This is a genomic window from Kribbella sp. NBC_00662, assembly GCF_041430295.1.
In the GTDB taxonomy this organism is placed as follows: domain Bacteria; phylum Actinomycetota; class Actinomycetes; order Propionibacteriales; family Kribbellaceae; genus Kribbella.
Genome location: NZ_CP109029.1, coordinates 19,681 through 44,771, shown reverse-complemented (window position 1 = coordinate 44,771; position 25,091 = coordinate 19,681). Strand labels below are relative to the sequence as shown.

At 68.8% G+C, this 25,091-nt stretch carries 20 protein-coding genes; 16 read left to right on the top strand and 4 right to left on the bottom strand.

The features are described from left to right. Positions 1 to 11 precede the first annotated feature (11 nt). On the bottom strand, positions 12 to 374 hold the full coding sequence (locus OHA10_RS00185; RefSeq protein ID WP_371404098.1) for a hypothetical protein: 363 nt from the start codon (positions 372 to 374) through the stop codon (positions 12 to 14). Positions 375 to 562: 188 nt separating this feature from the next. After that, a complete protein-coding gene (locus OHA10_RS00180; protein ID WP_371404097.1) occupies positions 563 to 1,423 on the bottom strand; it encodes a phosphotransferase in 861 nt (286 codons plus the stop codon). 125 nt (positions 1,424 to 1,548) lie between these two features. Here OHA10_RS00180 and OHA10_RS00175 point away from each other — a divergent pair, with 125 nt between their 5' ends. Beyond that, complete coding sequence (locus OHA10_RS00175) at positions 1,549 to 2,226, top strand: TetR/AcrR family transcriptional regulator (RefSeq protein ID WP_371404096.1); 678 nt, start codon at positions 1,549 to 1,551, stop codon at positions 2,224 to 2,226. After that, entirely contained in the window at positions 2,223 to 3,299 is a 1,077-nt protein-coding gene (locus OHA10_RS00170) for an FAD-dependent oxidoreductase (protein WP_371404095.1), read from the top strand. Before OHA10_RS00175 ends, OHA10_RS00170 begins: the two co-directional genes overlap by 4 nt. Positions 3,300 to 3,305: 6 nt before the next feature. On the opposite strand, the gene OHA10_RS00165 is transcribed toward OHA10_RS00170, so the two are convergent. Next, positions 3,306 to 3,683, bottom strand: coding sequence for a DUF1844 domain-containing protein (locus OHA10_RS00165; protein ID WP_371404094.1), 378 nt, complete (start codon positions 3,681 to 3,683; stop codon positions 3,306 to 3,308). A gap of 325 nt (positions 3,684 to 4,008) precedes the next feature. Here OHA10_RS00165 and infC point away from each other — a divergent pair, with 325 nt between their 5' ends. From infC to OHA10_RS00135, 6 genes are all read left to right on the top strand, one after another. Next, positions 4,009 to 4,698 carry a translation initiation factor IF-3 gene (gene infC / locus OHA10_RS00160; protein ID WP_137257953.1) on the top strand — a complete coding sequence of 230 codons (690 nt, stop codon included), beginning with the start codon at positions 4,009 to 4,011 and terminating at the stop codon, positions 4,696 to 4,698. A 91-nt stretch (positions 4,699 to 4,789) separates the two neighbouring features. Beyond that, positions 4,790 to 4,984: a 50S ribosomal protein L35 gene (gene rpmI, locus OHA10_RS00155; protein WP_130439409.1), complete on the top strand. Its 195-nt coding sequence runs from the start codon at positions 4,790 to 4,792 to the stop codon at positions 4,982 to 4,984. Between the two features lie 78 nt (positions 4,985 to 5,062). Then, positions 5,063 to 5,455 (top strand): 50S ribosomal protein L20, encoded by a 393-nt coding sequence (rplT, locus tag OHA10_RS00150; RefSeq protein ID WP_130439407.1) that lies wholly within the window; start codon positions 5,063 to 5,065, stop codon positions 5,453 to 5,455. Between the two features lie 19 nt (positions 5,456 to 5,474). Beyond that, positions 5,475 to 6,275 (top strand): TrmH family RNA methyltransferase, encoded by an 801-nt coding sequence (locus OHA10_RS00145; protein ID WP_371404093.1) that lies wholly within the window; start codon positions 5,475 to 5,477, stop codon positions 6,273 to 6,275. Continuing rightward, positions 6,272 to 7,165, top strand: coding sequence for a CehA/McbA family metallohydrolase (locus tag OHA10_RS00140; RefSeq protein ID WP_371404092.1), 894 nt, complete (start codon positions 6,272 to 6,274; stop codon positions 7,163 to 7,165). Before OHA10_RS00145 ends, OHA10_RS00140 begins: the two co-directional genes overlap by 4 nt. 170 nt (positions 7,166 to 7,335) lie before the next feature. Beyond that, positions 7,336 to 8,043 carry a hypothetical protein gene (locus OHA10_RS00135; RefSeq protein ID WP_371404091.1) on the top strand — a complete coding sequence of 236 codons (708 nt, stop codon included), beginning with the start codon at positions 7,336 to 7,338 and terminating at the stop codon, positions 8,041 to 8,043. Here the strand turns inward: OHA10_RS00135 and OHA10_RS00130 are convergent. After that, a complete protein-coding gene (locus OHA10_RS00130) occupies positions 8,033 to 8,737 on the bottom strand; it encodes a TetR/AcrR family transcriptional regulator C-terminal domain-containing protein (protein ID WP_371404090.1) in 705 nt (234 codons plus the stop codon). The genes OHA10_RS00135 and OHA10_RS00130 overlap by 11 nt on opposite strands. A gap of 55 nt (positions 8,738 to 8,792) precedes the next feature. On the opposite strand from OHA10_RS00130, the gene OHA10_RS00125 reads away from it, so the two are divergent. From OHA10_RS00125 to OHA10_RS00090, 8 genes are all read left to right on the top strand, one after another. Further along, positions 8,793 to 10,322 carry an MFS transporter gene (locus OHA10_RS00125; RefSeq protein WP_371404089.1) on the top strand — a complete coding sequence of 510 codons (1,530 nt, stop codon included), beginning with the start codon at positions 8,793 to 8,795 and terminating at the stop codon, positions 10,320 to 10,322. Between the two features lie 12 nt (positions 10,323 to 10,334). Further along, a complete protein-coding gene (locus OHA10_RS00120) occupies positions 10,335 to 10,661 on the top strand; it encodes a hypothetical protein (protein ID WP_371404088.1) in 327 nt (108 codons plus the stop codon). 88 nt (positions 10,662 to 10,749) lie between these two features. After that, positions 10,750 to 11,859: a phenylalanine--tRNA ligase subunit alpha gene (pheS, locus tag OHA10_RS00115; protein WP_371404087.1), complete on the top strand. Its 1,110-nt coding sequence runs from the start codon at positions 10,750 to 10,752 to the stop codon at positions 11,857 to 11,859. Further along, on the top strand, positions 11,859 to 14,432 hold the full coding sequence (locus OHA10_RS00110) for a phenylalanine--tRNA ligase subunit beta (RefSeq protein WP_371404086.1): 2,574 nt from the start codon (positions 11,859 to 11,861) through the stop codon (positions 14,430 to 14,432). The genes pheS and OHA10_RS00110 overlap by 1 nt, the downstream gene beginning before the upstream one ends. 21 nt (positions 14,433 to 14,453) lie before the next feature. Next, positions 14,454 to 15,995 (top strand): gamma-glutamyltransferase, encoded by a 1,542-nt coding sequence (locus OHA10_RS00105; protein ID WP_371404085.1) that lies wholly within the window; start codon positions 14,454 to 14,456, stop codon positions 15,993 to 15,995. Positions 15,996 to 16,039: 44 nt separating this feature from the next. Then, positions 16,040 to 17,026 carry a glycosyltransferase family 2 protein gene (locus OHA10_RS00100; RefSeq protein WP_371404084.1) on the top strand — a complete coding sequence of 329 codons (987 nt, stop codon included), beginning with the start codon at positions 16,040 to 16,042 and terminating at the stop codon, positions 17,024 to 17,026. After that, complete coding sequence (locus OHA10_RS00095) at positions 17,023 to 19,233, top strand: hypothetical protein (protein ID WP_371404083.1); 2,211 nt, start codon at positions 17,023 to 17,025, stop codon at positions 19,231 to 19,233. The genes OHA10_RS00100 and OHA10_RS00095 overlap by 4 nt, the downstream gene beginning before the upstream one ends. 104 nt (positions 19,234 to 19,337) lie before the next feature. Then, on the top strand, positions 19,338 to 25,064 hold the full coding sequence (locus tag OHA10_RS00090; RefSeq protein WP_371404082.1) for an Ig-like domain-containing protein: 5,727 nt from the start codon (positions 19,338 to 19,340) through the stop codon (positions 25,062 to 25,064). The last annotated feature ends 27 nt before the right edge of the window (positions 25,065 to 25,091 follow it).

The following is a 25,091-nucleotide window of genomic DNA, read 5'->3' as shown; positions in this document are numbered from 1 at the left end:
GCGGTTGCTGGTTACTTCACCAGGACGATCGAGTTGATCGGGGTGAAGTCGTGCGGTTCGGACGGGCCCGTCCAGCGGTAGACCGGACCGCAGCCGGTGCCGTTGTAACCCGTGCAGATTTGGAAGCCCGCACCGCCGGTCTGGCTGTTGATCAGCGTCTTGGTGCCGATCACGTTCGACAGGTTGTGCGCGCCGTAGCTGTACCAGATGTTCTTGCTCAGGATGCTGCCGTTCGGCTCCTGAAGACAGACTGCCCCCGACGGGCACGCCGTCGCCGTGCCGGCGGTTGCCGCGTTCGCGGTCGGTGCGAGCGCCACGCCCGTACCGATCACAGCGGCGGCGATCCCGGCGGCAGTCATCGCGATCTTGCGCATGCTTTCGTCCCCTCTTGTCCGGACGGTCCCCGGTCGGAGACCGCACTTCGAAGTTAGGAGACATCCGCCGCGCTGTGGGGCGTCGTGAACCGATTTCGGCCTGCTCCGAAACGGGTTGCGGTCCGGTCTTGCTGCTACTTCACCAGCGCCGTGAAGGCGGTCGTGGATCCGGTTCGACGCGACCGCGGTCAGCCCGTCCGCGTCTCGGCGAAATCGAGCCAGCGCGTGGTGTCGGCCGGGGTGTGGTGGCGGATCGACCAGTCGACGAGGCGCAGGCTCATGTGTGCCCAGTACAACCGCAGTACGGCGGGATCCAGTGCGTCGTCCAGCAGTTCGTCGAACCAGTCGAGGTCCGCGTCGGGCAATCGCGAGTGTGCGTCGAACCGCAACGTGACAAGGCCGAACCGGCGATCGCCGCGCCCGATACCGTCCCAGTCGACGATGCCCGTCAGCTCGCCGGCCTCGTCGACCAGCACGTTGCCGGTATGGAAGTCGAGGTGCACCAGATCGTCGCCGGTCATCCAGCTCGGCTCGTCGCGGCCGACCTCGCGGACCCATTCGAGCAACCGTCGCGTGCGATCGTCGTACCGCTGGAGAGACTCGTGCAGGCAGAAGCCCGGCCCGCTCTCGAGCAGGTACATCGACGGGACCGGCAGATCGTCGGCCAGCCCCGCGAAGCGGTCGGTCAGCGCGATCATCGCTTCGAGCAGCGCGCGGTCGACCACCTCAGGCGGCCGACCCGGCAAACGCTCCTGGACCACGCCGACCCCGTCTGTCACCTCGATCAGCAGCTGATACTGCGGCACCGGCAACCCATCCGACCGCGCCGCGTCGAGAACTCTCGCCGTACGACGTAAGTCGTCGAGCGACCCGAACCCGCGCGTGAGAACGCCGTCTCGCCCGTCAGGCCACCGCACGAACCCAGCGCCGACCTCCCCGGCAGCCGCCCGCCCGACGAAGGTCAGCCCTGCTCCCGACCGCTCGTTCACCTCGATCAGCAACTGCTGCGCGTCAAGCTTGGCCACCGGAGCCGGGATCTCGTCGGACACGATCGCCGACCGTACCCGGCCGCGCCGGCCGCCACCACGCAATTCGGGAGTTGTGGTCCCGCCCGCGCTGAGCCGATCAGCTTGGCGAACTTGTTCGTAACGAACATGTTCGTTAGGCTCGAAGCATGGATGAACCGAGGAGCAGGCGAGAACGCCCGGCCAAGGAGGCGTTGACTCGGCGGGGGATTGTGGCGGCTGCCGTCGACGTGATGCGGGTCGAAGGGCTCGGGCGGGTCACCATGCGGCGGCTGGCCAAGGAGCTCGATACCGGGCCGGCCTCGCTGTACGTCTACTTCCGCAACACGGCCCAGCTGCACGCTGCCGTGCTCGACGAGCTGCTCGGCGCGGTGGATCTCTCGCCGGTCGAGGCGGACGGCGATTGGCGGGATCGGCTCGAGGCGGTGCTCGCGTCGTACACGCTCGTGCTTTTCGAATACCCGAGCCTTGCCCAGTCCGCCGTCAGCGCGCGCCCATCCGGTCAGAACTATCTGCGGCTGGTCGAGTCGATCCTCGCGCTGCTCGACGAAGGTGACGTGCCGCCGCGGCAGGCGTCGTGGGGAGTCGACCTGCTGCTGCAGCTGGCCACCTCGACCGCTGCCGAGCACGCGGGTGGCGACGATCCGGAGGCATGGAACGCAGTGGCCGCCGCCTTGCGGGCGGTCCGACCCGAGACGCATCCGCGGATCGCGGCGCTGGGGGAGGACCTGCTGAGCGGGGCCGGACCGGACCGGACCTCCTGGGGCGTCCGCGTACTGATCAACGGAGTGCTCGCCACTCCACGCACAGAAGGAGAACGAGCATGATCGCGATCATCGGCGCCGGCCTCGGCGGTTTGACCCTGGCCCGCATCCTGCACGTCAACGGCATCGAGGCCGTTGTCTACGAAGCCGAGTCCTCACTGACCGCCCGCACCCAGGGCGGCATGCTCGACATCCACGAGGAGTCCGGCCAGGCAGCTCTGAAAGCAGCCGGTCTGTACGACGACTTCCTGCGCATCATCATGCCCGGCGGCGAATCGATGAAGGTCTACGACCAGCACGGCGTACTGCGGCTGTCGCACGACCACGAAGGCAGCGGCCGGCCGGAGGTGCACCGCCGCGACCTGCGCGGCCTGCTGCTCGGCGGCCTGCCGGACGGCACGATCCGCTGGGGCGCGAAGGTCGTCGAGACCTCCGCCGATCGGAAGGTGCGGCTGGCCGACGGGAGTACGTTCACCGCCGACCTTCTGATCGGTGCGGACGGCGCGTGGTCCAAGGTGCGGCCGTTGGTTTCGGATGCGATCCCGGCGTACCTGGGTCTCTCGTTCGCTGAGCTGAACCTGCTCGACCCCGAGACGCGCCATCAGGACAGCGCCGATCTGATCGGCGGCGGCATGATGATGGCCCTCGGTGCCGGCCGTGGGCTCCTGGCCCACCGGGAGCCTGATCGTCTGCATGTGTACGCCGCCGTACAGGTCGACGAGCCGTGGACCGCGATCACGAAGGACGATCTGCTGGCCGGATTCGACGGCTGGGACGACCGTCTTCTCCGCCTCGTCCGCGAATCCGACACCGAGCCGTTCCCGCGCGCGATCCACGCGCTGCCGATCGGTCATCAGTGGAAGCGGATCCCGGGCGTCACGCTGCTCGGCGACGCCGCGCACCTGATGTCGCCGTTCGCCGGCGAGGGCGCCAACCTGGCCATGCAGGACGCCGCCGAACTCGCCGCCGCCCTGATCGCACAGCCCGACGACGCCGAGGCCGCCCTGGCGACGTACGAGTCGGCGCTCTTCCCGCGCGCCGAGGCTGCGGCCGCCGAATCCGCGGCGAACCTCGAGATCTCCTTCGCGCCCGACGCCCCGGCCGGCATCCTCGCGTTCTTCGCCGCTCTGGGCTGACCGCAGTCAGCGGCCGGAGGCCGCCGGGAAGACGGCGCCGGTGTACTTCTCGCCGGGGCCCTGGCCGGGCTCGTCCTGGATGGTGCTGGCTTCGCGGAAGGCGAGCTGGAGTGAGCGCAGACCGTCCTTCAGGGGCGCGGCGTGGTGGTGGCCGAGAGCGGGCGCGGCCGCGTCGAGGAGGCCGGCCAAGGAGTCGATCAGCGAGCGGGCCTCGTCGAGGTCCTTGTGGTCGGGGAGGTCGGCGGCCAGGCCGAGGTTGACGGCCGCGGCGCTCATCAGGTGGAGTGCCGCAGTTGAGATGATCTCGACGGCAGGTACCTCGGCGATGTCCCGAGAAGCGGTGGAGAGCGGGTCCGGCTGCGAAGTGGCATCTGCGTCGGTCATGCTGTTACTCTTACATGGCGACCGACCCGGTCTGTTGGTGACCCCTGAGTGGAATATTCAGAGGCTGCCGGCGGTTCTGGTCTAAGCGGAGGGCCACCTCCCACCCAGTCGATGAACAGTCGGCGGGTCCCGGTCAACGCTGAGAAATTCTGGAGGACATCCGGAGCATCACAGCGATCGTACGGCGTACCACCCGGAGGGGTTGGGGCGTCGTCGATCTGGGAATTGGGCCTTCGTGTGATCGCACGAGGGCCCTTTGTGTTTTCCAGCGGGGTTCCCGGCGATGACGAGGTGGCACCAGTACTAGTTCAACCCAGGAGGACCCATCACCACTGATTTGCGCGTCAACGAGCGCATCCGCGTTCCCGAGGTGCGACTGGTCGGACCGAACGGTGAGCAGGTTGGCATCGTCCGGATCGAAGACGCACTGCGGCTGGCCCAGGAGGCCGATCTCGACCTGGTCGAGGTCGCGGCAACCGCCCGGCCTCCGGTCTGCAAGCTGATGGATTTCGGCAAGTACAAGTACGAGACCGCGCAGAAGGCGCGCGAGTCACGCCGGAACCAGACCAACACCATCATCAAAGAGATGAAGCTGCGGCCGAAGATCGACCCGCACGACTACGAGACCAAGAAGGGTCACGTGGTCCGGTTCCTGAAGGCCGGGGACAAGGTCAAGATCACCATCATGTTCCGCGGACGTGAGCAGTCCCGGCCCGAGCTCGGGTTCCGGTTGCTGCAGCGGCTGGCCGAAGACGTGAACGAGCTCGGCTTCGTCGAGTCCTCGCCGCGCCAGGACGGCCGGAACATGATCATGGTGCTCGGGCCGCACAAGAAGAAGTCCGAGGCGCGCGTGGACGTGGAAGCCGAGAAGGCGCAGCGCAAGGCCGAGCGGGAGGCCGAGGAGCAGGCGGAGCGCGCGGAGCGCGCCGAGCAGGCCCAGGCCCACGAGGCAGAACGCGCCGCCGGCGTCACGAAGAAGCCGAAGGGTCCGGCCGACAACCTCGACCCGGAGTGACGTAACGCTCCGGCCGCCAGGTCAGTCACAGCAGCCGGAGCCGGTCACACCAGAGTTCGAGTCAACGAAGATAATCAGGAGCACAACAGCCATGCCGAAGATGAAGACCCACTCGGGGATGAAGAAGCGCGTCCGGATCACCGGGACGGGCAAGGTTCGCCGCGAGCAGACCGGTGTCCGCCACCTCGCCGAGGCGAAGACGTCCAAGCGCAAGCGGCGCCTGAGCGGCACCGTCGAGGTTGCACCCGCGTTCGCGAAGAAGGCCAAGAAGCTTCTCGGCATCTGAGCACCACCCTCACCCCCCAACATCCCCGCCGAGTGGGCCTACCTCTCTCCGGCGCAGAAATACAAGGAGTAACACCTCATGGCACGCGTGAAGCGGGCAGTCAACGCCCACAAGAAGCGTCGTACCGTACTTGAGCAGGCCAGCGGCTACCGCGGCCAGCGCTCGCGGCTGTACCGCAAGGCCAAGGAGCAGGTCACCCACTCGCTCGTCTACGCCTACCGTGACCGCAAGGCGCGCAAGGGCGACTTCCGCAAGCTGTGGATCCAGCGGATCAACGCCGCGGTCCGGGCCGAGGACCTGACCTACAACCGGTTCATCCAGGGCCTGCGGCTGGCCGAGGTCGAGGTCGACCGCAAGATCCTGGCCGACCTGGCTGTCAACGACCCGGCGGCGTTCTCCGCGCTCGTGCAGGTGGCCAAGGCCGCCCTGCCGGCCGACGTGAACGCGCCGAAGACCGACGCCGCGGCCTGAGCAACACCCCTACACCACAGTGGCGAGTCCCGGTCTGCTGACCGCGCAATCCGCGCGCATCAAGCAGGCTCGGCGGCTCGCCACTCGTGCGTTCCGGCGCAAGGCCGGCCGCTTCCTGGTCGAAGGCCCGCAGGCCGTCCGGGAAGCCCTCGAGCATCGCGAACTCGTCGTCGAGGTGTACGCCGAACCCGAGGTCGCGACCCGTCATCGTGATCTCCACGACCTGGCCGCGGCGGCCGGCGTCCCGTGGTTCGAGGTCAACCGCGCCGCCGTCGAGGCGTTGAGCGAAACCGTCACCTCGCAGGGCGTCGTCGCCGTCTGCTCGCTGGTCACCGTGCCGTTCGCGCCCACTGGCAAGCTGATCGCGGCCGGCGTCCAGGTCCGCGATCCCGGCAACGTCGGCACCTTGATCCGTACGGCGGACGCGGCCGGCGCGGATGCCGTCGTACTGTCGGCGGAGTCCGTGGACCCGCACAACCCGAAGGCCGTCCGGGCCAGTGTCGGCAGCATCTTCCACGTGCCGATCACCACCGACGTCGACATCGCGACGGCCGTCGGGTCCTGGCGTGACCAGGGTCTGCAGGTGCTCGCCGCCGACGGGTACGGCGCTACCGATCTCGACACGTGCATCGACGACGGGACGCTCGCCAAGCCCACGGTCTGGCTCTTCGGCAACGAGGCCCACGGTCTGCCCGACGACATCAACGCCATCGTCGACCACTCCGTGAAGGTCCCGATCTACGGCCGCGCCGAGTCCCTCAACCTCGCGACCGCCGCCGCGGTCTGCCTCTACGCCTCAGCCCGAGCCCAACGCCGATGACGTTCGATCTCCCTGGGCGGTTCTGGCGCGGGAATCTGCACACCCACTCGAACCTGTCCGACGGAGCGCGATCGCCGCGCGAGACCGCGGACGTGTACCGCGACGCCGGGTACGACTTCGTTGCGATCACCGACCACTTCCGGCCCGAGTACGGATACCCGATCACCGACACCAGGGACCTGCGGGCGGACGGATTCACCACGCTGATCGGCGCCGAACTCCACGCCCCGCGGACGGAAGCCGGTCAGCAGTGGCACATCATCGCTGCCGGTCTGCCACTGGACTTCGCACGCCCGTCGGACGCCGAGACCGGTCCTGAGCTGGCGAGACGAGCGCGGGCCGCAGGTGCGTTCGTCGGCATGGCCCACCCGTCGGCTTCACTCCTGACAGCGGCCGACGCCGAGAGCCTCGACGCAGCGCACTCGATCGAGGTCCAGAACGCCCTGTCCGAGCGCGAGAACCGCGGCGACAGCTGGCACCTCGCCGATGTCCTGCTCAATCGCGGTCACCGCCTCACGACGTACGCCGCCGACGACGCCCACCTGCAACCCCAGGACCCGCCGCCCTGCCAGGCCTGGGTGCACGTCCGCGCCGAAGCCCTCGAACCGGACGCGCTCCTGACCGCCTTGAAGGCCGGCCACTTCTACTCCAGCACCGGCCCCGAGCTGTACGACGTACACCTCGAGGGCGACGCGATCGTCGTCCGCTGCTCACCCGCCACAAAGATCCTCCTCACCGGCGGCCACCCCGGCGCGGAGCTTGCCCAAGGCACCGACCTCACCGAGTGCACCCTGTCCTGGTCGTTGTTCCGCGGTCGCCACTGCCGTATCACCGTCGAGGACGCAACCGGCCATCGAGCCTGGACCAACCCGATCCATCTGCCACGCTGATTGACGGGGTGGGGTATCGCGTGTCAGCGTTGGGCTAGCGCGCGCCAGGGCGCCTCTTCTCCGCGGCAAGCACTGAGTGCACCTGGATGGTGGGAGTAGTACCTGTGTCGACCGGTGAACCCTTCGGGACGGTCTGATTCAGCGGAGCGGGCTGTCTGGAAGGACTGTTGATGTCGACTACACCGCTGCCCGCGAAGGCCAGCCTCAGCCAGTTGCGCGCCCGGGCGAAGGAGCTCCGTAAGGCGGTCGTCAAAGGCCGGCCCGATGCTATCGAGCGGGCTCGCGCGCATCACCCGGCGTTTGACGAGGCGACCTTCACGTTGCGGGACGCGCAGTTGACGATTGCGCGGGAGTACGGGCTGGCGAGCTGGCCGGAGCTGATGGAGAAGGTGGCCACCGAGCTCGTTGAGGGCCGCGAGCTGCACCGGTACTTCGGCGTCGAGCTCAACAACGAGACCTGGGACCTGCTCGAAGAGATCGACGAGACAAGCCCGCTGGAAGACCAGGAGCGCTTGCTGTACGGCGCGTACGCCGCCTGCCTGCACTGGTTGGAGGCAGGCAACGAGGCGAATCACGCCCGCGGCGAGCACCTGATCGCCCGGGTGGCGCTCCGGATCGGACGCCTCGACGTGGGGCTGCAGCACGCGCGCCGCTGTCTCGAGCTCATCGAGACACACCCCGAGCAGATGGCTGACTGGGACGAGCCCTTCGCCCGCGAGGCGCTGGCTCGGGCGCTCGCGGCAACCGGTCAGACGGCTGCCGCGCGCGTGGAGTTGGAGAAAGCTCGTGAGCTGACGAAGCTCGTCGCGAGTGAGGGCGATCGCAAGGTATTGGACGAGGAACTGGCCAAGGAACCGTGGTTCGGCCTTACTTCTTGACGCGGGACTGCAGGCCGTCGAGCAGGGCGTCGAGGCCGAAGACGAAGTTCTCGGTCAGCTCGGAGTCAAGGTTCACCGACGTACGGCGGCGGACCGACTCCTGCATCTGCGGGTAGTCACCGGCGACCGACTGCGCCTGCTCGAGCATCTCGCTCACCCAGCTCTCCTCGGAGCGGCCGGACTTCCGGACCATCTCGCGGGTCGCGACCTCGGCGCTGACCGTGCCGAGCACGTACGACATCACGCTGCCCATCGCCAGGTCGACCTCCCGCGGGGTGAACCCGGCCGCTCCGAACAGCACCAGGCCGCGCTCGCCGAGCGCCATCGCGTTCGGGCCGATGCTCGGCCTGGTGTACATCACCTCGGGCAGCCACGGATGCCGCAGTACGGCGGAGCGCAGGCTGTGCCCGAACAGCAGTGCCCCGCTCCGCCACCCGGCCAGCTCCGGCTCGGGCACGTCGATCTCTCCCCAGACCTGGTCGATCAGCAGGTCGACGAGGTCGTCCTTGGTCGGCACGTGCCAGTAGAGGCTGGTCGCGCCGGCTCCGAGCCGGGCGGCGAGCTTGCGCATGCTCAGCCCGCCGACGCCCTCGCTGTCCAGAATCTCCATTGCGTTCTTCACGATCTGCTCCCGGCTGAGCGTCTCGCGCGCCGGTGCAGCTGTCCGTTGCCGGGTCCAGATCGTTTCCCTCATGCACCCATCCTACAAAGCACTCGCACACTGTACGAGTTTGTCGTACAGTGTGCGAGTGACTAGTACACCGTTCGAGTCGTCCGAGACTTCCGCAGCGGCGGGGCATCCGCGTCGCTGGTGGATCCTGCTGATCCTGTGCCTGAGCCTGATGGTCCTGGTCGTCGACAACACCGTCCTGAACCTGGCGATCCCGTCGCTGATGCGCGATCTGGGCGCGACACCCGCGGACATCCAGTGGGTGATCGACGCCTACATCCTGGCGTTCGCCGGGCTGCTGCTGACCGCCGGAAGCCTGTCCGACCGGTTCGGCCGGCGGAAGATGCTGCTCCTCGGCCTGGTGGTCTTCGGCGCGGCCTCGCTGCTGGCGACCCTGGCCGACAACCCGTGGCAGCTGATCGCCTGCCGCTTCCTGATGGGTGTCGGCGGATCGCTGCTGATGCCGAGCACGCTGTCGCTGCTGTTCACCGTGTTCCCGCCGGAGGAGCAGCGCAAGGCGATGGCCGGCTGGTCGATGGTCGCGATGCTCGGTGTGGTCGCCGGCCCGACCATCGGCGGGGTCCTGCTGAACCACTTCTGGTGGGGCTCGATCTTCCTGCTGAACGTGCCGATCGCCGCGCTCGCGATCATCGGGACCCTCGCGCTGATCCCGGAGTCGAAGGGTCCGGCGCGCGACGTCGACCCGATCGGCGCGGTGCTGACGATCGTCGGGATGGCGTCGATCGTCTGGGCGATCGTGTCGATCCCCGCGGATGGCTGGGGCTCCGCCCGGGTCCTCGGCGGTCTCGCCGTCGGAGTGGTCGCGTTGACCGCGTTCGCGCTGTGGGAGAAGCGCAGTGAGCACCCGATGGTGCCGCTCGCGCTGTTCCGGGATCGCCGCTTCAGCGGTACGAGTTTCTCGATCGTGCTGCTGTCGTTCACCGCGGGCGGGTTGCTGCTGGCGTTGACGCAGTACCTGCAGTTCGTGCTCGGGTACAGCCCGCTGAAGGCCGGGCTGGCGCTGATTCCGTACGCCGTTGCCGCGGCCGCGTTCAACGGGCTGGGCGCCGCACTGGGGAAGAAGGTCGCGGACCGGACGCTGATCTGCCTCGGGTTGCTGATCATCGCGGGCAGCTTCGGGATCCTGACGCAGGTGTCCGATTCGAGCGGCTACGGGCTGTTGATCATCGGCCTGCTGGTGATGGGCATCGGCGGCGGTCTGGCCGGTCCGGCGGCGTACACGCTGTTGATGCAGGCCGTTCCGGCAGAGCACCGCGGTGTGGGCTCGGCGATGAACGACACCGTGCAGCAGACCGGCGCGGCGCTCTCGGTCGCCGTACTGGGCAGTGTGCTCGCGGCGGCGTACTCCTCGGCGCTGCCTGACTCCGTTCCGGAGGCAGCACGGAAGTCGATCGCGGACACCCTCGCGCTCGGTCCGGACTTCTTCGCGTCCGCCAAGCATGCGTTCATCGACGCAATGTCGATCTCGATGACCGTCGGAGCCGGCGGTGCGATCGCGGGTGCTGTGGTCGCGTTGGCGCTCCTGCCGCGCGGACAGGCCAAGGTCGAGGACTCCGCTCCGGCACCGGTGGACGACCCAGTGCACTGACACGATGTGCGCATGCTGCAGGGGAGTGACGCGCAAGGGGTCGTGAATCTGATGCTTTCCTGCACGCTGGTGCTGATCCCGGTGGCTCTCGTGACGTTCACGATCGGCTGGCGGAGATCGCATCGGTTCGTCCTGAAATGGGCGCAGGCCGCCGGTGTCGTGTCCACGATCCTTGCCCTCGGGTACGTCGTGGCCGCGGCGGCCTGCCTCATCCTGGAAGACCGCGCGCCGGGGCCCTCGGCGTACCCGATCTTCCTGCTGCCGGTCGGCGTCGGCGCGCTGCTGGCCGCGCTGGCGGTCCTCGGCGCGATCGTCCGGGGCAGATACAAAATGGGCTGATCCACAGGGTTGTGGACAGCCGATTCACGCTCTTGGGGTTCGGGTTTCTAGACTGCAATTCGCAGAAGTTCCGAATTGAGAGCGAGCCATGTCCGGTCCCAACACTGATTACGACCCGGTCGAAGTGACGCCGCTGCATGCCGAAGAGGTGGAGCGGACCCGCGACGAGGCACTGACGGCGTTTACCGAGGCGGCCGACCTGGCCGCCCTGCAGGAGGCCAAGTCCACCCATCTCGGCGACAAATCGCCGATCGTGCTGGCCAACCGGGAGATCGGCGCGCTGCCGCCGCAGGCCCGCAAGGAGGCCGGTCAGCGGATCGGCGCGGCCCGGAAGGCGATCAACGAGGGCTTCGCATCTCGGCTGGCCGTCCTCGAGGCCGAGCACGAGGAGCGGATGCTGGCCACCGAGCGCGTCGACGTGACGCTGCCGTGGCACACCCCCGAGCTCGGCGCGCGGCACCCGCTCTCGCTGATCTCCGAGCAGGTCGCGGACGTCTTCACCGCGCTCGGCTGGGACGTCGCCGAGGGCCCGGAAGTCGAGGCCGAGTGGCTCAACTTCGACGCGCTGAACTTCCAGCCCGACCACCCGGCGCGGCAGATGCAGGACACGTTCTTCGTCGAGCCGGCCGGCTCCGGCAAGGTTCTGCGGACGCACACGTCGCCCGTCCAGGCGCGGTCGATGCTGAGCCGCAAGCCGCCGATCTACGTGATCTGCCCGGGCCGCGTGTTCCGCACCGACGAGCTCGACGCGACGCACACGCCGGTCTTCTACCAGGTCGAAGGCCTCGTCGTGGACGAAGGGATCACGCTCGCGCACCTGAAGGGCACGCTCGACCACTTCGTCGTCTCGATGTTCGGCGAGGGCCTCGAGGCGCGCCTCCGGCCGAACTTCTTCCCGTTCACCGAGCCGTCGGCCGAGGTCGACCTGAAGTGCTTCGTCTGCCGCGGCGCGTCCGTCGGCAACCCCGACCGCCCGTGCCGCACCTGCGGCAGCGAGGGCTGGATCGAGTGGGGCGGCTGCGGTGTGGTGAACCCGCGGGTCCTGCAGGCCAACGGCATCGACACCGAGCGGTACTCCGGGTTCGCGTTCGGCATGGGCCTGGAGCGGACGCTGATGTTCCGCAACGGGGTCGAGGACATGCGGGACATGGTCGAGGGTGACGTGCGGTTCAGCCGCCAGTTCGGGATGGAGATCTGATGCGGGTCCCACTGTCATGGCTCCGTGAGTACGTCGACCTCCCGGCCGGTGTGACCGGCCGCGACGTCGGCGAGAAGCTGATCCGGGCCGGCCTCGAGGTCGAGACCGTCGAGGAGTCCGACCTGACCGGTCCGCTCGTGGTCGGCCGGGTGCTGACGTTCGAGGACGAGCCGCAGAAGAACGGCAAGACGGTCCGCTGGTGTTCGCTCGACATCGGCAAGGACGAGCCGCAGTGGGTCGTCTGCGGTGCGAACAACTTCGCGGTCGGCGATCTCGTCGTCGTCGTGCTGCCGGGTGCTGTGCTGCCCGGCGGGTTCGCGATCTCGGCGCGGAAGACGTACGGGCATGTCTCCAACGGGATGATCTGCTCGAGCGCGGAGCTCGGTCTGGGCGACGACGGTACGCACGGGATCGTCGTGCTGGAGCCGGGTGAGGCCGCGCCGGGTGATGACGCGATCGAGCTGCTCGCGCTGCGCGACGACGTGCTCGATATCGCGGTGACGCCGGATCGCGGGTACTGCCTGTCGATCCGCGGGGTCGCCCGCGAGGCAGCGACGGCGTACGGCGTTGCGCTGAAGGATCCCGCCGAGCTGACGCTGGACGGGTCCGGGGCGGGTGGTTACCCGGTGCGGGTCGACGATGCCGAGGCGTGCAGCGTGTTCGTCACGCGGACGGTGACCGGGATCGACGCGCAGGCGTTGTCGCCGCGGTGGATGCAGAAGCGGCTGCTCGCGTCCGGGATGCGGCCGATCTCGATCGGGGTCGACGTGGCGAACTACGTGATGCTCGAGCTCGGGCAGCCGATCCACACGTACGACAAGGGCCGGCTGTCCGGTGAGATCGTCGTCCGGCGGGCGAACGCCGGCGAGAAGCTGATGACGCTCGACGACCAGACCCGTGAGCTGGACGTCGAGGACCTGCTGATCACCGACGACTCCGGCGCGATCGGTGTCGCCGGCGTGATGGGCGGTGCGTCGACGGAGATCTCCGACGCGACCACCGACGTGGTGATCGAGGCCGCGCACTTCGACCCGATCGTCATCGCGCGGGCGTCCCGCCGGCACAAGCTGTCGTCGGAGGCATCCCGCCGCTTCGAGCGCGAGGTCGACCCGCTGCTCCCGAGGTACGCCGCCCAACGGGTAGCCGATCTCCTGTCCGAGTACGCCGGCGGCACCACCCTCCCCGACGAAACCGTCGTGGACACCCATGCACTGCCCGAGCCAGTAACCCTCCGAGCCGATCACTCGGCCCGCGTCGCAGGCACCCCGATCACGCTCGAGGAGACGGTTCGTCATCTGGAGTCGGTGGGTTGCACGGTCGAGGCTGCTGCTGCGGGTGCGACGGCCGCTCCGTTGGCTGCCGGCGTACACGCCCCGGTGCTGGCCGGGGTCGGCACCGCAACCGTTGGGGAAGCCAACGTGGAAGGTGACGACCTGCTGACGGTGACTCCGCCGTCGTGGCGGCCGGATTTGCGGGATCCCAATGACTTTGCCGAAGAGGTTATTCGGTTGTTCGGGTTCGACAACGTGCCGTCGATCCTGCCGGCCGCGCCCGGTGGGCAGGGACTGACTGTTTCGCAGCGGCGGCGGCGTCGGGTGGCGACGGCGCTGGTGGGGGCGGGGCTGACCGAGGTCGTGTCCTACCCGTTCACGGGTGAGGCGGACTTCGACGCGATGGGCCTGCCCGCCGACGACCCACGTCGTACGACGGTGAAGCTGGTCAACCCGATCTCCGACGAAGAGCCGTCGATGCAGACCACCCTGCTCGCGACACTGCTCCGGACGGCCGAGCGCAACGTCGGCCGCGGTGCGACCGACCTGGCGATCTTCCAGACCGGCCTCGTCTTCCTCCCGAAGGCGGAGACGAAGCCCGCGCCGCTCCCGTCGGTCGCGCACCGGCCGAGCGACGCCGAGATCCAGTCGCTGTACGACGCACTCCCGGACCAGCCGCTGCACGTCGGCGTAGTGCTGACCGGCTCGCTGATCCCGACCGGTTGGTGGGGCAAGGGCCGCCCGGCCGGTTGGGCCGACGCGGTCCAGATCGCCCGGCTGATCGCGTCCGCGGTCGGCGTCGAGCCGGTCGTGACGAACGTCGAGCTCGCGCCGTGGCACCCCGGCCGCTGCGCGGAGTTCTCCGTCAACGGCAAGGTCGTCGGACATGCGGGCGAGCTGCACCCGAAGGTCTGCCAGGCGTTCGGCCTGCCGACCCGGTCGAGTGCGGTCGAGCTCGACCTCGAGGCGTTGATCGCGGCCGGCCCGGAGTCGATCACGGCGCACCCCTTCTCGTCGTACCCGGTGGCCAAGGAGGACGTGGCGCTGATCGTCGCGGCCGACGTGGCGGCGGCGGACGTGCAGGCAGCGCTGGCCGAGGGAGCGGGCGAGCTGCTGGAGTCGGTGCGGCTGTTCGACGTGTACACCGGCGAGCAGATCGGCGAAGGCAAGAAGTCGCTCGCGTTCGCACTGCGCTTCCGCGCACCGGACCGGACCCTGAAGGAGAACGAGGTCGCCGACGCCCGGCAGGCCGCCGTCCAGGTCACCGTCGACCGGTTCAACGCCGTCCAACGGGTCGGCTAGTTCCATGACCGAGCAGGCGCGATGAGCGGCCGTCACCCGCGGGTGGCGGTCGCGGCGCCCAACGAAGCCGCCGCGGAGGCCGGGGTGCGGGTCGCCGCCGAGGGCGGCAACGCGGTGGACGCTGCCATCGCGGCCACCCTGGTCACGATGGTGAACGAGATCGGCGTGGTCTCACCGGCCTCGGGCGGATTCGTCACGTTGCAGGTCGCGGGTGGTGAGGCGGTCACGATCGACGGCTGGGTCGAGATGCCCGGCCGCGGCCTGCCGAGCGAGCGGTTCGGTCAGGGTGTCTGGGACATCACCACCGACTACGGCGGCGGTACGACGACCACCGTCGGCCACGGCTCCGTCGCCACCCCCGGCGGGATGAAGGCGCTCGACCTCGCCCACCGGCGGGCCGGCAAGGCGGCCTGGCGTGAGGTCGTCCAGCCCGCGATCGAGGTCGCTCGCAACGGCTTCTCCCTGAGCCGTACGTCGGGCTACTACCTCGGCTTCACCCACGAGATCATCTTCGGCTGGCACCAGCCCAGCCACGGTGTCGTCCACGACGAGGACGGCGAGGTGATCAAGGCCGGTAGCACGGTCGTGATCCCCGAGCTCGCCGAAGCGCTCGAGCTGATCGCCCGCGAAGGCGCCGAGACCATGTACACCGGCCGGCTCGCGCAACTCCTGATCCACGACATGGCCGCCAACGACGGCATCCTCACCGCCGAGGACCTCGCGGCGTACGAGGCCGTCGTCCGTCCGGCCCTCGTCGTCAAGCAGAACGGATGGCGCCTGGCGACCAATCCGCCCCCGGCGGTCGGGGGAGTCGCCGCGGCCGCGATGCTCGCGCTGCTCGACGGTGTCCCGGCCGACGGCAGCTGGAACCAGTTCGAGATCGAGCGACTCGTCGAGGTGCAGCACGCCGTGCTCGGACGGCGGCTCGCGGAGCTCGACGAAGAAGACGTCCGCCGCCTCGAAGGCCAGAAGCTGCTCGACCTGGCCGCGGCCGGCGACCTGCGCGCCCTGACCTCACCGAGCACGGCGACGGTCTCGGTCGTGGACGACGAAGGCGATGCCTGCGCGATCACGGTCTCGTCCGGCTACGGCTCCGGCGTACTCACACCAGGCACCGGCATCTGGCTGAACAACGCGCTCGGCGAGCAGGAGCTCCTGCACGGCGGCCCGCACAGCCTCGCGCCGGGCACCCGCCTCACGTCGAACATGGCGCCGAGCGTCGCTCGCCGCGAGAGCGACGGCGCCGTCCTCGCCATCAGCTCACCAGGCTCCGACCGGATCCCGACCGCGCTGGCCCAGGTCTACGCGCTCTACACCCATGGAGGCCTGTCGCTCCGCGAAGCCGTCGAGCATCCGCGCCTGCATGTCCGCGTCCGCGAGGACATCGTCGTCGACTACGAGGACGATCTCGCGGTCTCCGGCTCGACCGCGCTCCCGACCCGTCCGATGCCGCCCCACTCGATGTACTTCGGCGGCGTCGCGGCAGCGTTCTGGGACCCGACCGACGGCCTCCTCGCCGTCGGCGACCCCCGCCGAACCGGCGCGGTGGCCATCTCCCCCTGAGCACACGAGTAAGGTCAACCACCTCAGATCCGAAAGGTGACCCGATGCGGGACCCGCACCCCGAGCTCTCCGTCGTCGTACCGATGTACGACGAGGAGGAGGTGCTGCCGATCTTCTTCGAGCGGATGCACCCGCTGCTCGACGGTCTGGGGATCACCTACGAACTGCTCGTCGTCGACGACGGCAGCCGGGACAAGACCGCGGCCCTGCTGCTCGCGGCCGCCGAGGACTGGCCGCAGCTCCGGGTGGTCCGCCTGCTCCGCAACAGCGGTCACCAGGCCGCCCAGTCGGCCGGCTTCCGGCGCGCCCGCGGTCAGTACGTCGTCACGATCGACGCCGACCTCCAGGATCCACCGGAGGTCATCGCCGAGTTCCTCGAGGCGGTCAACGAACAGGACGTCGACGTCGTGTACGGCGTACGCTCCGACCGCTCCAGCGACTCGTGGGCGAAACGGACCAGCGCCCGGTTGTACTACCGCTTGATGTGCCGCCTGGTCGGCAAGGACATCCCGTTCGACGCGGCCGACTTCCGGTTGGTGACGCGGCGCGTGGTCGATGCCGTGAACGCGCTGCCGGACGACGGGCGGGTCTTCCGCCTGGTGATCCCGTGGCTCGGCTTCCCGAGCGCCGAGGTGCGATATGTCCGGGCGGAACGAGCCGCCGGCACGACGAAGTACAACTTCTCCAAGATGCTGCGGCTCGCGTTCGACAGCGTGACCGCGTTCTCCGCCGCGCCGCTGCGGCTGGCGACCTGGCTGGGTCTGCTCGGTGGTGCGATGTCGGGGTTGTTCGTCGTCGGTGCGCTGGTGATCAAGCTGACCGGCCGGAGCATTCCCGGCTGGACGTCGACCGTCCTCGCGGTCAGCGTGATCGGCGCGATCCAGTTGCTGTGCCTCGGCCTGCTCGGTGAGTACGTCGCGCGCCTGTTCCAGTCGAGTCAGCGCCGACCGCAGTTCCTCGTCGGGTACGACAGCCTCGGCGACCACGGCCATCAGGAACCGATTCATCACAAGGCGCCCTCGGAGAGATGAGAAGGACGCTTCCGTGGCTGCTGCCGATCCTGGTGGCAGCCGGCGGGTTCGTTTCGCTGGGCGATGTCGGACCGGGGCCGCTCGTCAAGTACGCCGCGTACTTCGCGCTGGCGATCGCGCTGCCCGGCACGCTCCTGCTCCGCGCGGCCTGGCGCAGTACCGGCAACTGGGCCGAGGATCTCGGACTCGGGTCGGTCGTCGGCGCGACCTGGCAGCTGATCGGCTGGGCGATCTTCACCGCGCTCGGCTGGCAACGCTGGTTGATCGTCTGGCCGGCGCTCGTCCTGATCGGCTTCGCAATCTTCGGCCGCAGACACTGGCGCATCGCCGACCCGAAGCCGTTGCCCACGGCATGGACCTGGGGACTGGCAGTCTCCGCCGCGGTGATGATGGGCGCAGTGACGCTCGGTGTGATGGCGTACCACCCGATGCCGCCGCACGGCGAGGCGTACTACCCGGACCTCCTCTACCACCTGTCGATGGTGAACGAGCTGACACGGACGGTGCCGCCCGAGATCCCGCAGGTCGTGGGGGAGCGGCTCGAGTACCACTGGTTCGCGAACGCCGATATGGCCGCCGCAGTCGACACCACAAGACTGACTCCGATGGTCGTGCTGTTCCGACTGTGGGTCCTGCCCTGGCTGGTCGTTTCACTACTCGTCTGCGCGACACTGGCCCGGACCGTCAGCCGCACGTGGTGGACCGGCGTACTCGCGGCTCTCGCGCTGGCCGCTCCACAACTGTTCCTGCTCGTCGACACCAGCGTGAACCTCGCACCGCCGGTCAGCCTGCTCAGTCCGTCGCAGACGTTCGGCATGGTCGCCGGCGTCGCGGTTGCAGTGTTCCTGATCGAGCTCCTGTTCAAGGGCGGCACCAGGTGGCTGTGGCTGCTGGCTGTGCCCGTTGCAGTTGTCGGCGGCGGTTCGAAGCCCACTGTGCTTCCTCTGCTGGTCGCAGCAGTCGGCCTGGCCGCCCTGTACCTACTCATCACCACCCGACGCCTACCGTGGCGTCTGATCGGTACGACAGTCGCACTGCTCTTGGTCGGTGCAGTGACCTTCCTGACGGTGGCCGGAAGCACCAGTGGATCGCGGCTGCAGTTCCTCGCCGTACTCAAGTCGCTGCCCGTCTACACGGCGGCGACCGGCGACACCACGCAACCAGGCGACGGCGGTCTGATCCTCCCGGCGCTCGCACATGGCCACGTGCTCGGCACACTCAGCCTCCTGCTCGGTCTGTTGCTGACACTGCAGGCGATGTCCTGGGCCGGGTTCGGCGTCGTCGGCCGCAAGGATCCGGCCGCGTGGTTCCTGCTCGGCGCGATGATCGCGGGCTGGGCCGGCTACCTGCTCATCGACCACCCCTCGGTGAGCGAGTCGTACTTCGTCTACACGGCCGCACCGTTCAGCCTGGCCGGAGCCGGATGGTTCGCGGCGACCAGTGCGCGCGCCGCCCGTCGGCCGATCCCGATCGCGATCGCCGCCTTCGCGCTCTCGATCGTGTACGCCGGCATGCTCGTCTGGGCGCGTGGTGTGCCGGCCGCGTCGACCGGTCGGTCGCTGTGGTTGAGCACGCGGATGTTGCTCGTGGTCCTCGGCATCACGCTTGTCCTGCTCGCGGCGTGGCGGTTGTTCTTCCGGCAAGCAGGCGGCGGCATGTTCGTCGTACTCGTGCTGTTGTCGACGGCGCCGATCAGCTCCTTCCTGCAGAGCGCCGTCCGCGGTGACACCGAGAAGGCGCCGACATATCGGGCCGCGCGCTGGTGGGTCTATCCGGACGAGGCCGAGGCAGCGTTGTGGCTCGGCGAGCACTCGGCGCCGACCGACGTGGTCGCGACCAACACGTGGTGCCGTCCCGCCGGTACGACGGCGCCGGGCTGCGATGCGCGTGGATATCTCGTCAGCGGGATCGCCGGTCGTCGCACGCTGATCGAGGGCTGGGCGTACACGAACCAGGCGATGGCCAAGCAGGGCAACGGCGGCCGCCGCTACACCGAGCAGCCGTCGCCCTGGCCGGACCGCGTCGCCCTCACCAACGAGGCCCTCGCCGCGCCGACCACCGATGTACTGCGTCGGATGCACGACCAGTACGGCGTCCGCTGGCTGTACGCCGATACGCGCAACGGCCCGGTCTCGCCCGCACTCGACCAGCTCGCCGTCCGCCGACACAGCATCGGCAAGGTCGTGATCTACGAACTCGGAGAGTGATTCTCCCGTAACATCGGGTCGGCGCAGACCGTTGTGTCTACGCAGGTCCGCCCGCCCGCGGCCGATGCACTTCGGCACCCTGATTGCTCGGGAGGGCGGGACACATGCGGGCTACCCGACCGGGGGCCATTCTCCTTGCCACCGGCCTGTTGAGCCTCGGCACTGTCACCGCGAACGCGTACCAGGTGCCGGCCACTCCGTTCACCGACCAGGCGACCGCGGTCATGCCGGGTTCGGGGTTGCGGCAGACGATCACGGCGAGCGGGCACACCGAGCTCGGTGATCCGACCACCGCGGGATTCCGCGGCATCGGCCCGACGACCTACCAACCCGCGATCGGCAAGAGCGTCCCGGCGCAGGACATCGTCGTGAACACCGGCGACTGCGCGTCGACCGGCGGTTGCGGCGATCGCGGCGCGGTGACGATCGCGTTCTCGCAGCCCGTCCGCAACCCCGTCCTCCACCTCGGCGGCATCGGCGGCTCCGTCACCCGGACCGAGAGCGGCAAGCCGATCGCGCAGTCCGAGCTCCATTCGATCCTGAAGCTGACCACCGCCGGCCTCAGCCTGACGAAGCTCGGTCAAGGCAACAACCTCGCCGTCACCAGCGACACGATCACCGCCGCCAACCACGACACCGGCCCGAACTGCGTGAACACCAAGTCCCCGTCCGGGCTCGACACCTCAGCGACCGCGGCGTGCGGATCGGTCCGGGTGAACGGCATCGTCAGCAAGCTCACGTTCGCGATCACCGCGCAGTTCACCAAGCACCCGAAGCTCCCGGCGATCAACAACGCCTCCTCCGGCGACGCGTTCTCGATCGTCGCGTCCACCCCCGAGGACTTCGGTGACGCGCCGACGTCGTACGGCGCAGCGTGGTCGGTGCTCAGCGACGTACAGCTCGGGAAGGACGTCACCGAGGACAACGCCGATGTCGCGAACAGCACGACCGGCCCCGCAACACCGGATCAGGCTGATGACGGTGTCGTCTTCAAGCCGCTGCGAACCAACCAGACGATGTACTCGGCCGACCTGCAGCTGGCCGGTACGTCGAAGGCCGGCCGCGCGTGCGCCTGGATCGACCTCAACGGCAACGGCACCTTCGAGCCGGGCGAGCGAGCCTGCGCCGCGTTCGCTGCCAAGCAAACGACCGTCACGCTGAGGTGGTCGGAGATCGCTCCCAAAGCCGGAGCGTCGTACGCGCGTGTGCGGGTCGGCTACAACGACGCTCAGGTCGAGAACCCGACTGGGGCAGCCGACTCCGGCGAGGTCGAGGACTACCCGTTCGCGATCACGCCGCCGCCACCGCCGGTCCTGACCGACGACAGCGCGACGACCGCGTTCAACACCGCGGTCATCGTGCCGGTGCTCTCCAACGACAAGCCGGGCGATCCGTCGGCGCCACTCGCACCGGCGACCCTGTGCCTCGTCGACGGCAGCAAATGCGTCGAGATGGTGAACGTGGTCGGCCAGGCGAAGTACGTCGCCAAGTCCGACGGCACGATCCGCGTCGAGCCGGTGCCCGGGTTCGTCGGTCCCGCCAAGCCGGTCACGTACCGCGTGGCCGACAGCAACGGCATCACGGCGACCGCGGAACTCACCGTCACGGTGTCCCTCCCGGATCGCCCGGTGGCCGTGCCCGACACCGCGACCACCCCGCAGAACGTCAGCGTGTCCGTCAAGCCACTGGCCAACGACCACGCTGCCGCCGGCGTGCAGCTGGACACCGGTTCCGTCGTACTGCGCGATCCGGCCGATGCCACCTTCAAGAAGAAGGTGGTGATCGCCGGCGAGGGTCAGTACGTCGTGAAGCCCGGTGGCGGCGTGGACTTCGTACCGCAGCCGCAGTTCGTCGGGGTCGGCACCTCGATCGGTTACCGCGTCGCCGACACCACCCGCCAGACCGCCGAGTCGACGCTCGTCGTGACAGTCACGCCGGTCACGCCGACGGCCAATGGCGACTCGATCTCGACCGCGTTCGACACCGATGTCGTCGTACCCGTGCTCGACAACGATCTCCCCGGCTCGCCGGACGCACCACTCGTGCCGACGACGCTCCGCCTGGTCGACCCGGTCACCAAGCAGCTCGTCGACAAGGTGACGATAGCCCAGCAGGGCACCTATCTGGTCGCAGCCGGCGAGGTGACCTTCCAGCCGGTGCACGGGTTCAAAGGCGTCGGCACCACGCTGACCTATCAGGTCCTCGACAAGAACGGTACGGCGGCGCGCGCCGAGCTCACCGTCTCAGTCGACGCACCCGGACCGCCGGTCGCGAACCCGGACACGATCACCACGTTGCAGGGACGTTCGGTGGTCATCGCCGTCCTCGACAACGACAAGCCCGGCCCCACCGGTGCCGCGCTGAAGCCGGAGAGCGTGCGATTGCTGGCGCTGTCCGACGGGGATCCGTTGACGAGTCTCGTCGTCACCGGTCAGGGCAAGTACACGGTGAAGTCAGACGGCCAGGTGCTGTTCGAGCCGTTGCCGACGTTCAACGGCACCGCCACCTCGATCCCGTATCAGGTTGCTGATAGCAACGATGCCGTCGGCAGGTCGACGCTGACCGTGCGGGTGACGAAGGTGCAGCCCGACGCGTCCGATGACACCGCGACTACGCCGTACGACACGAACGCGACTGTGCCAGTGCTCGCGAACGATGACGCGGGTGACCCGTCCGTGCCGTTGGTGCCGAGCAGCGTGCGGCTGATCGACCCGACGACGAAGGAGCCGACGGCAACGGTCATGATCGCCGGCCAGGCGACGTACACGGCGACGGCCGAAGGCGAAGTCGTCGTCGACCCGATGCCGAAGTTCACCGGCGCGGCGACGCCGGTCACCTACCGTGTCTCGGACGTGAACGGTACGACGACGACGGCGACGCTGACCGTCACGGTCGCCAAACCACCCGCGCCGACCGCCGCGCCCGACACCGCGACCGGCAAGCAGAACTTCCCGCTGCTGGTGAAGCCGTTGGGCAACGACACCGCCGGGCGTGGATCCGGGCTCGATCCACTCAGCCTCGTGCTCATGGATCCGGCAGATGGGTCGTTGAAGAAAGTCGTGCAGATCCCGGGACAGGCCGCCTATCAGGTCAACCCGGATGGCACGGTGCTCGTCGACCCGCTGCCAGGATTCACCGGTACGACGACCAAGGTGACGTACCGGATCTCCGACTGGTTCGGTCAGACCGCGCGGTCGACGATCACGGTCACGGTCACCCCGATCACGCCGGTCGCGGCCGACGACACCGCGCGGACACCCTACGGGAAGACCGTCGCGGTCACGGTGCTCGCGAACGACAAGCCCGGTGACGCGTCGGCGCCGCTGGTGCCGGGGAGTCTGCGGCTCGTCGACCCGACCGATGGATCGCCGAAGGCAACGGTGCGGATCCCGAACGAAGGCGTGTACACCGCCGTCGGGGGAGTGGTGCAGTTCGATCCTGCCGCGACCTTCCGCGGCCCGGGTACGCCGTTGACCTACCAGGTTGCTGATAGCAACGGGACCACGACGACGGCGCGGTTGACCGTCACGGTCGGCAAACCGCCGGTCGCCGTCGCCGATACCGCCTCCACGCTGCAGAACGTGACCGTGACGGTGAACGTGCTGTCCAACGACGTTCCGGGCACGGACGCGACCCTCGACCGCGGTTCGGTCGACCTGCTCGACGAGACCGGCTACGTGAAGAAGCTGACGGTCGCCAAGCAGGGGACGTACGCCGTACAGCCGAGCGGGTCGATCGAGTTCGATCCGCTGCCGGCGTTCCAGGGTAAGGCGCTCGCGATCCATTACCGGGTCGCGGACTCGGACGGCAACTACGCGGCGACGACGTTGAGCCTGACGGTGACGCCGGTCCGGCCGGTGGCGGTCGGGGACTCGGCGATCACGCCGTACGGACATCCGGTCACCGTGAACGTGCTGGCGAACGACAAGGCAGGTGATCCGTCCGCTCCACTGGTCCCGTCGAGTCTGGTGATGAAGGATGCGGCCGGGCACTACGGCAAGACCATGACACGGGCCGGCGAGGGAACCTACCGCGTCGGCGGTGACGGGGTGGTCACGTTCGCGCCGGCGAAGGGGTTCGAGGGCGTGACGACGCCGGCGACGTACCGGATTGCCGACAGCAACGGGACGACCGCCGAAGGTCTGCTGGTGCTGACCGTCGGCAAGGGTCCGTCGGCGGTGGCGGATGTCGCGACCACCAAGCAGAACGTGAACGTCACCGTCGATCCGCTCGCGAACGACGAACCGGGGACCGGCGCGCAGCTCGATCGGACCAGCGTGCAGGTGTACGGCGGGTCCTGGAGTCAGAAGGTGACGATTCCGGGGCAGGGGGTGTTCACGGTCGCCAACGGGAAGATCGCGTTCGATCCGGAGCCGGCGTACCGCGGGGTCGTATCGGTCGCCTATCAGGTCACCGACACCACCGGGAACAAGGCGAGTGCGGCGGTGACGATCACGGTCGCGCCGGTCACGCCGGTGATCGCGGACGACACGGCGACGACGCCGTACGAGACCCCGGTGACGGTCGACGTACTCGCGAACGACAAGCCGGGTGATGTGAGTGCGCCGTTGGGCGACGTGCGGCTTGTTGATCCCTCGACCGGGAATGCGGTGGCGACGCTGACTGTGCCGGGGGAGGGGACCTTCACGGTGCAGCCGACCGGTGCGATCCAGTTCGCGCCCGTGGATGGGTTCGCCGGGGTGACGGTTCCGGTCGGATACCAGGTTGCCGACCGCAACGGAACCGTCGGCGACGGCACGCTGACGATCACGGTGCAGGATCGTCCGGTGGCGGTGCCGGATGTAACGCGGACCAAGCAGCACGTCGCGGTGACGATCGACCCGCTCGCGAACGACAAGCCAGGTCCAGGTGCGAAGCTCGACCCCGACTCGCTGCTCCTCGTCGGGCCGGACGGCGCGCTCGTCGACCAGCTGGCGGTCGCCGGGCAGGGCACGTATGTCGTTGCTGACGGCAAGGTCACGTTCAGTCCAGTCGCCGCATTCACGGGCACGGCACGACCGACGGCGTACGACGTCAAGGACTCGAACCAGAACTCGGCCCGCGCAACCATCACCGTCACCGTCACGCCGGTGCGACCCGTCATCGTGGACGACGACGCGAACACGGCCTTCGGTACGGCGGTCGTGGTGCCGGTCCTCGACAACGACAAACCCGGCGACCCGTCCGCCCCGCTCCGACCGGCATCCGTCGTACTGCGCGACCCGGCCGACGGCAAGGAGAAGAAGTCCGTCGCCGTCCCACGCGAAGGCACATATGCGGTCAACGCCGACGGCGCCATCAGCTACACGCCCGCGAAGGGCTTCGTCGGTACGACGCGATCGCTGGCCTACCGAGTTGCCGATGCGAACGGCACCTCCGACACCGCGCTCCTCGACGTGACTGTCGCGGGACCGCTGCTGATCAAGGCAGTGCCCGACACAGCAACCGGTACGCCGGGCAACCCGGTCGCCGTCAACCCGCTCCTCAACGACAGCGGCGCGATCAAACCGAGCTCGGTCTGCCTCCGCACAACCACCGGCACCTGCGCCAAGCACATCACCGACGGTGCAGGCACCTGGTCGGTCGCCGGCGACGGCACGGTCACCCTGAAACCGGCCGCTGCCTTCACCGGCACCGCCAAGGCGACCTACCAGATCGGCACGGCCACCGCCCCGGTCAAGTTCACCGTCGGCGCCCAACCCACCGAGGGCCCCCGCCCGCTCAACCGCGCCGAACTCCCACCAACCGGCGGCCCGCCCGCGATCGTCCTCACTCTCGGCAGCCTGGTCGCAGCCCTGGGCGCCACCCTCCTGGCCCGAACCCGCCGCTAGCCTCAGGGAAATCAGCATCTCGACAGG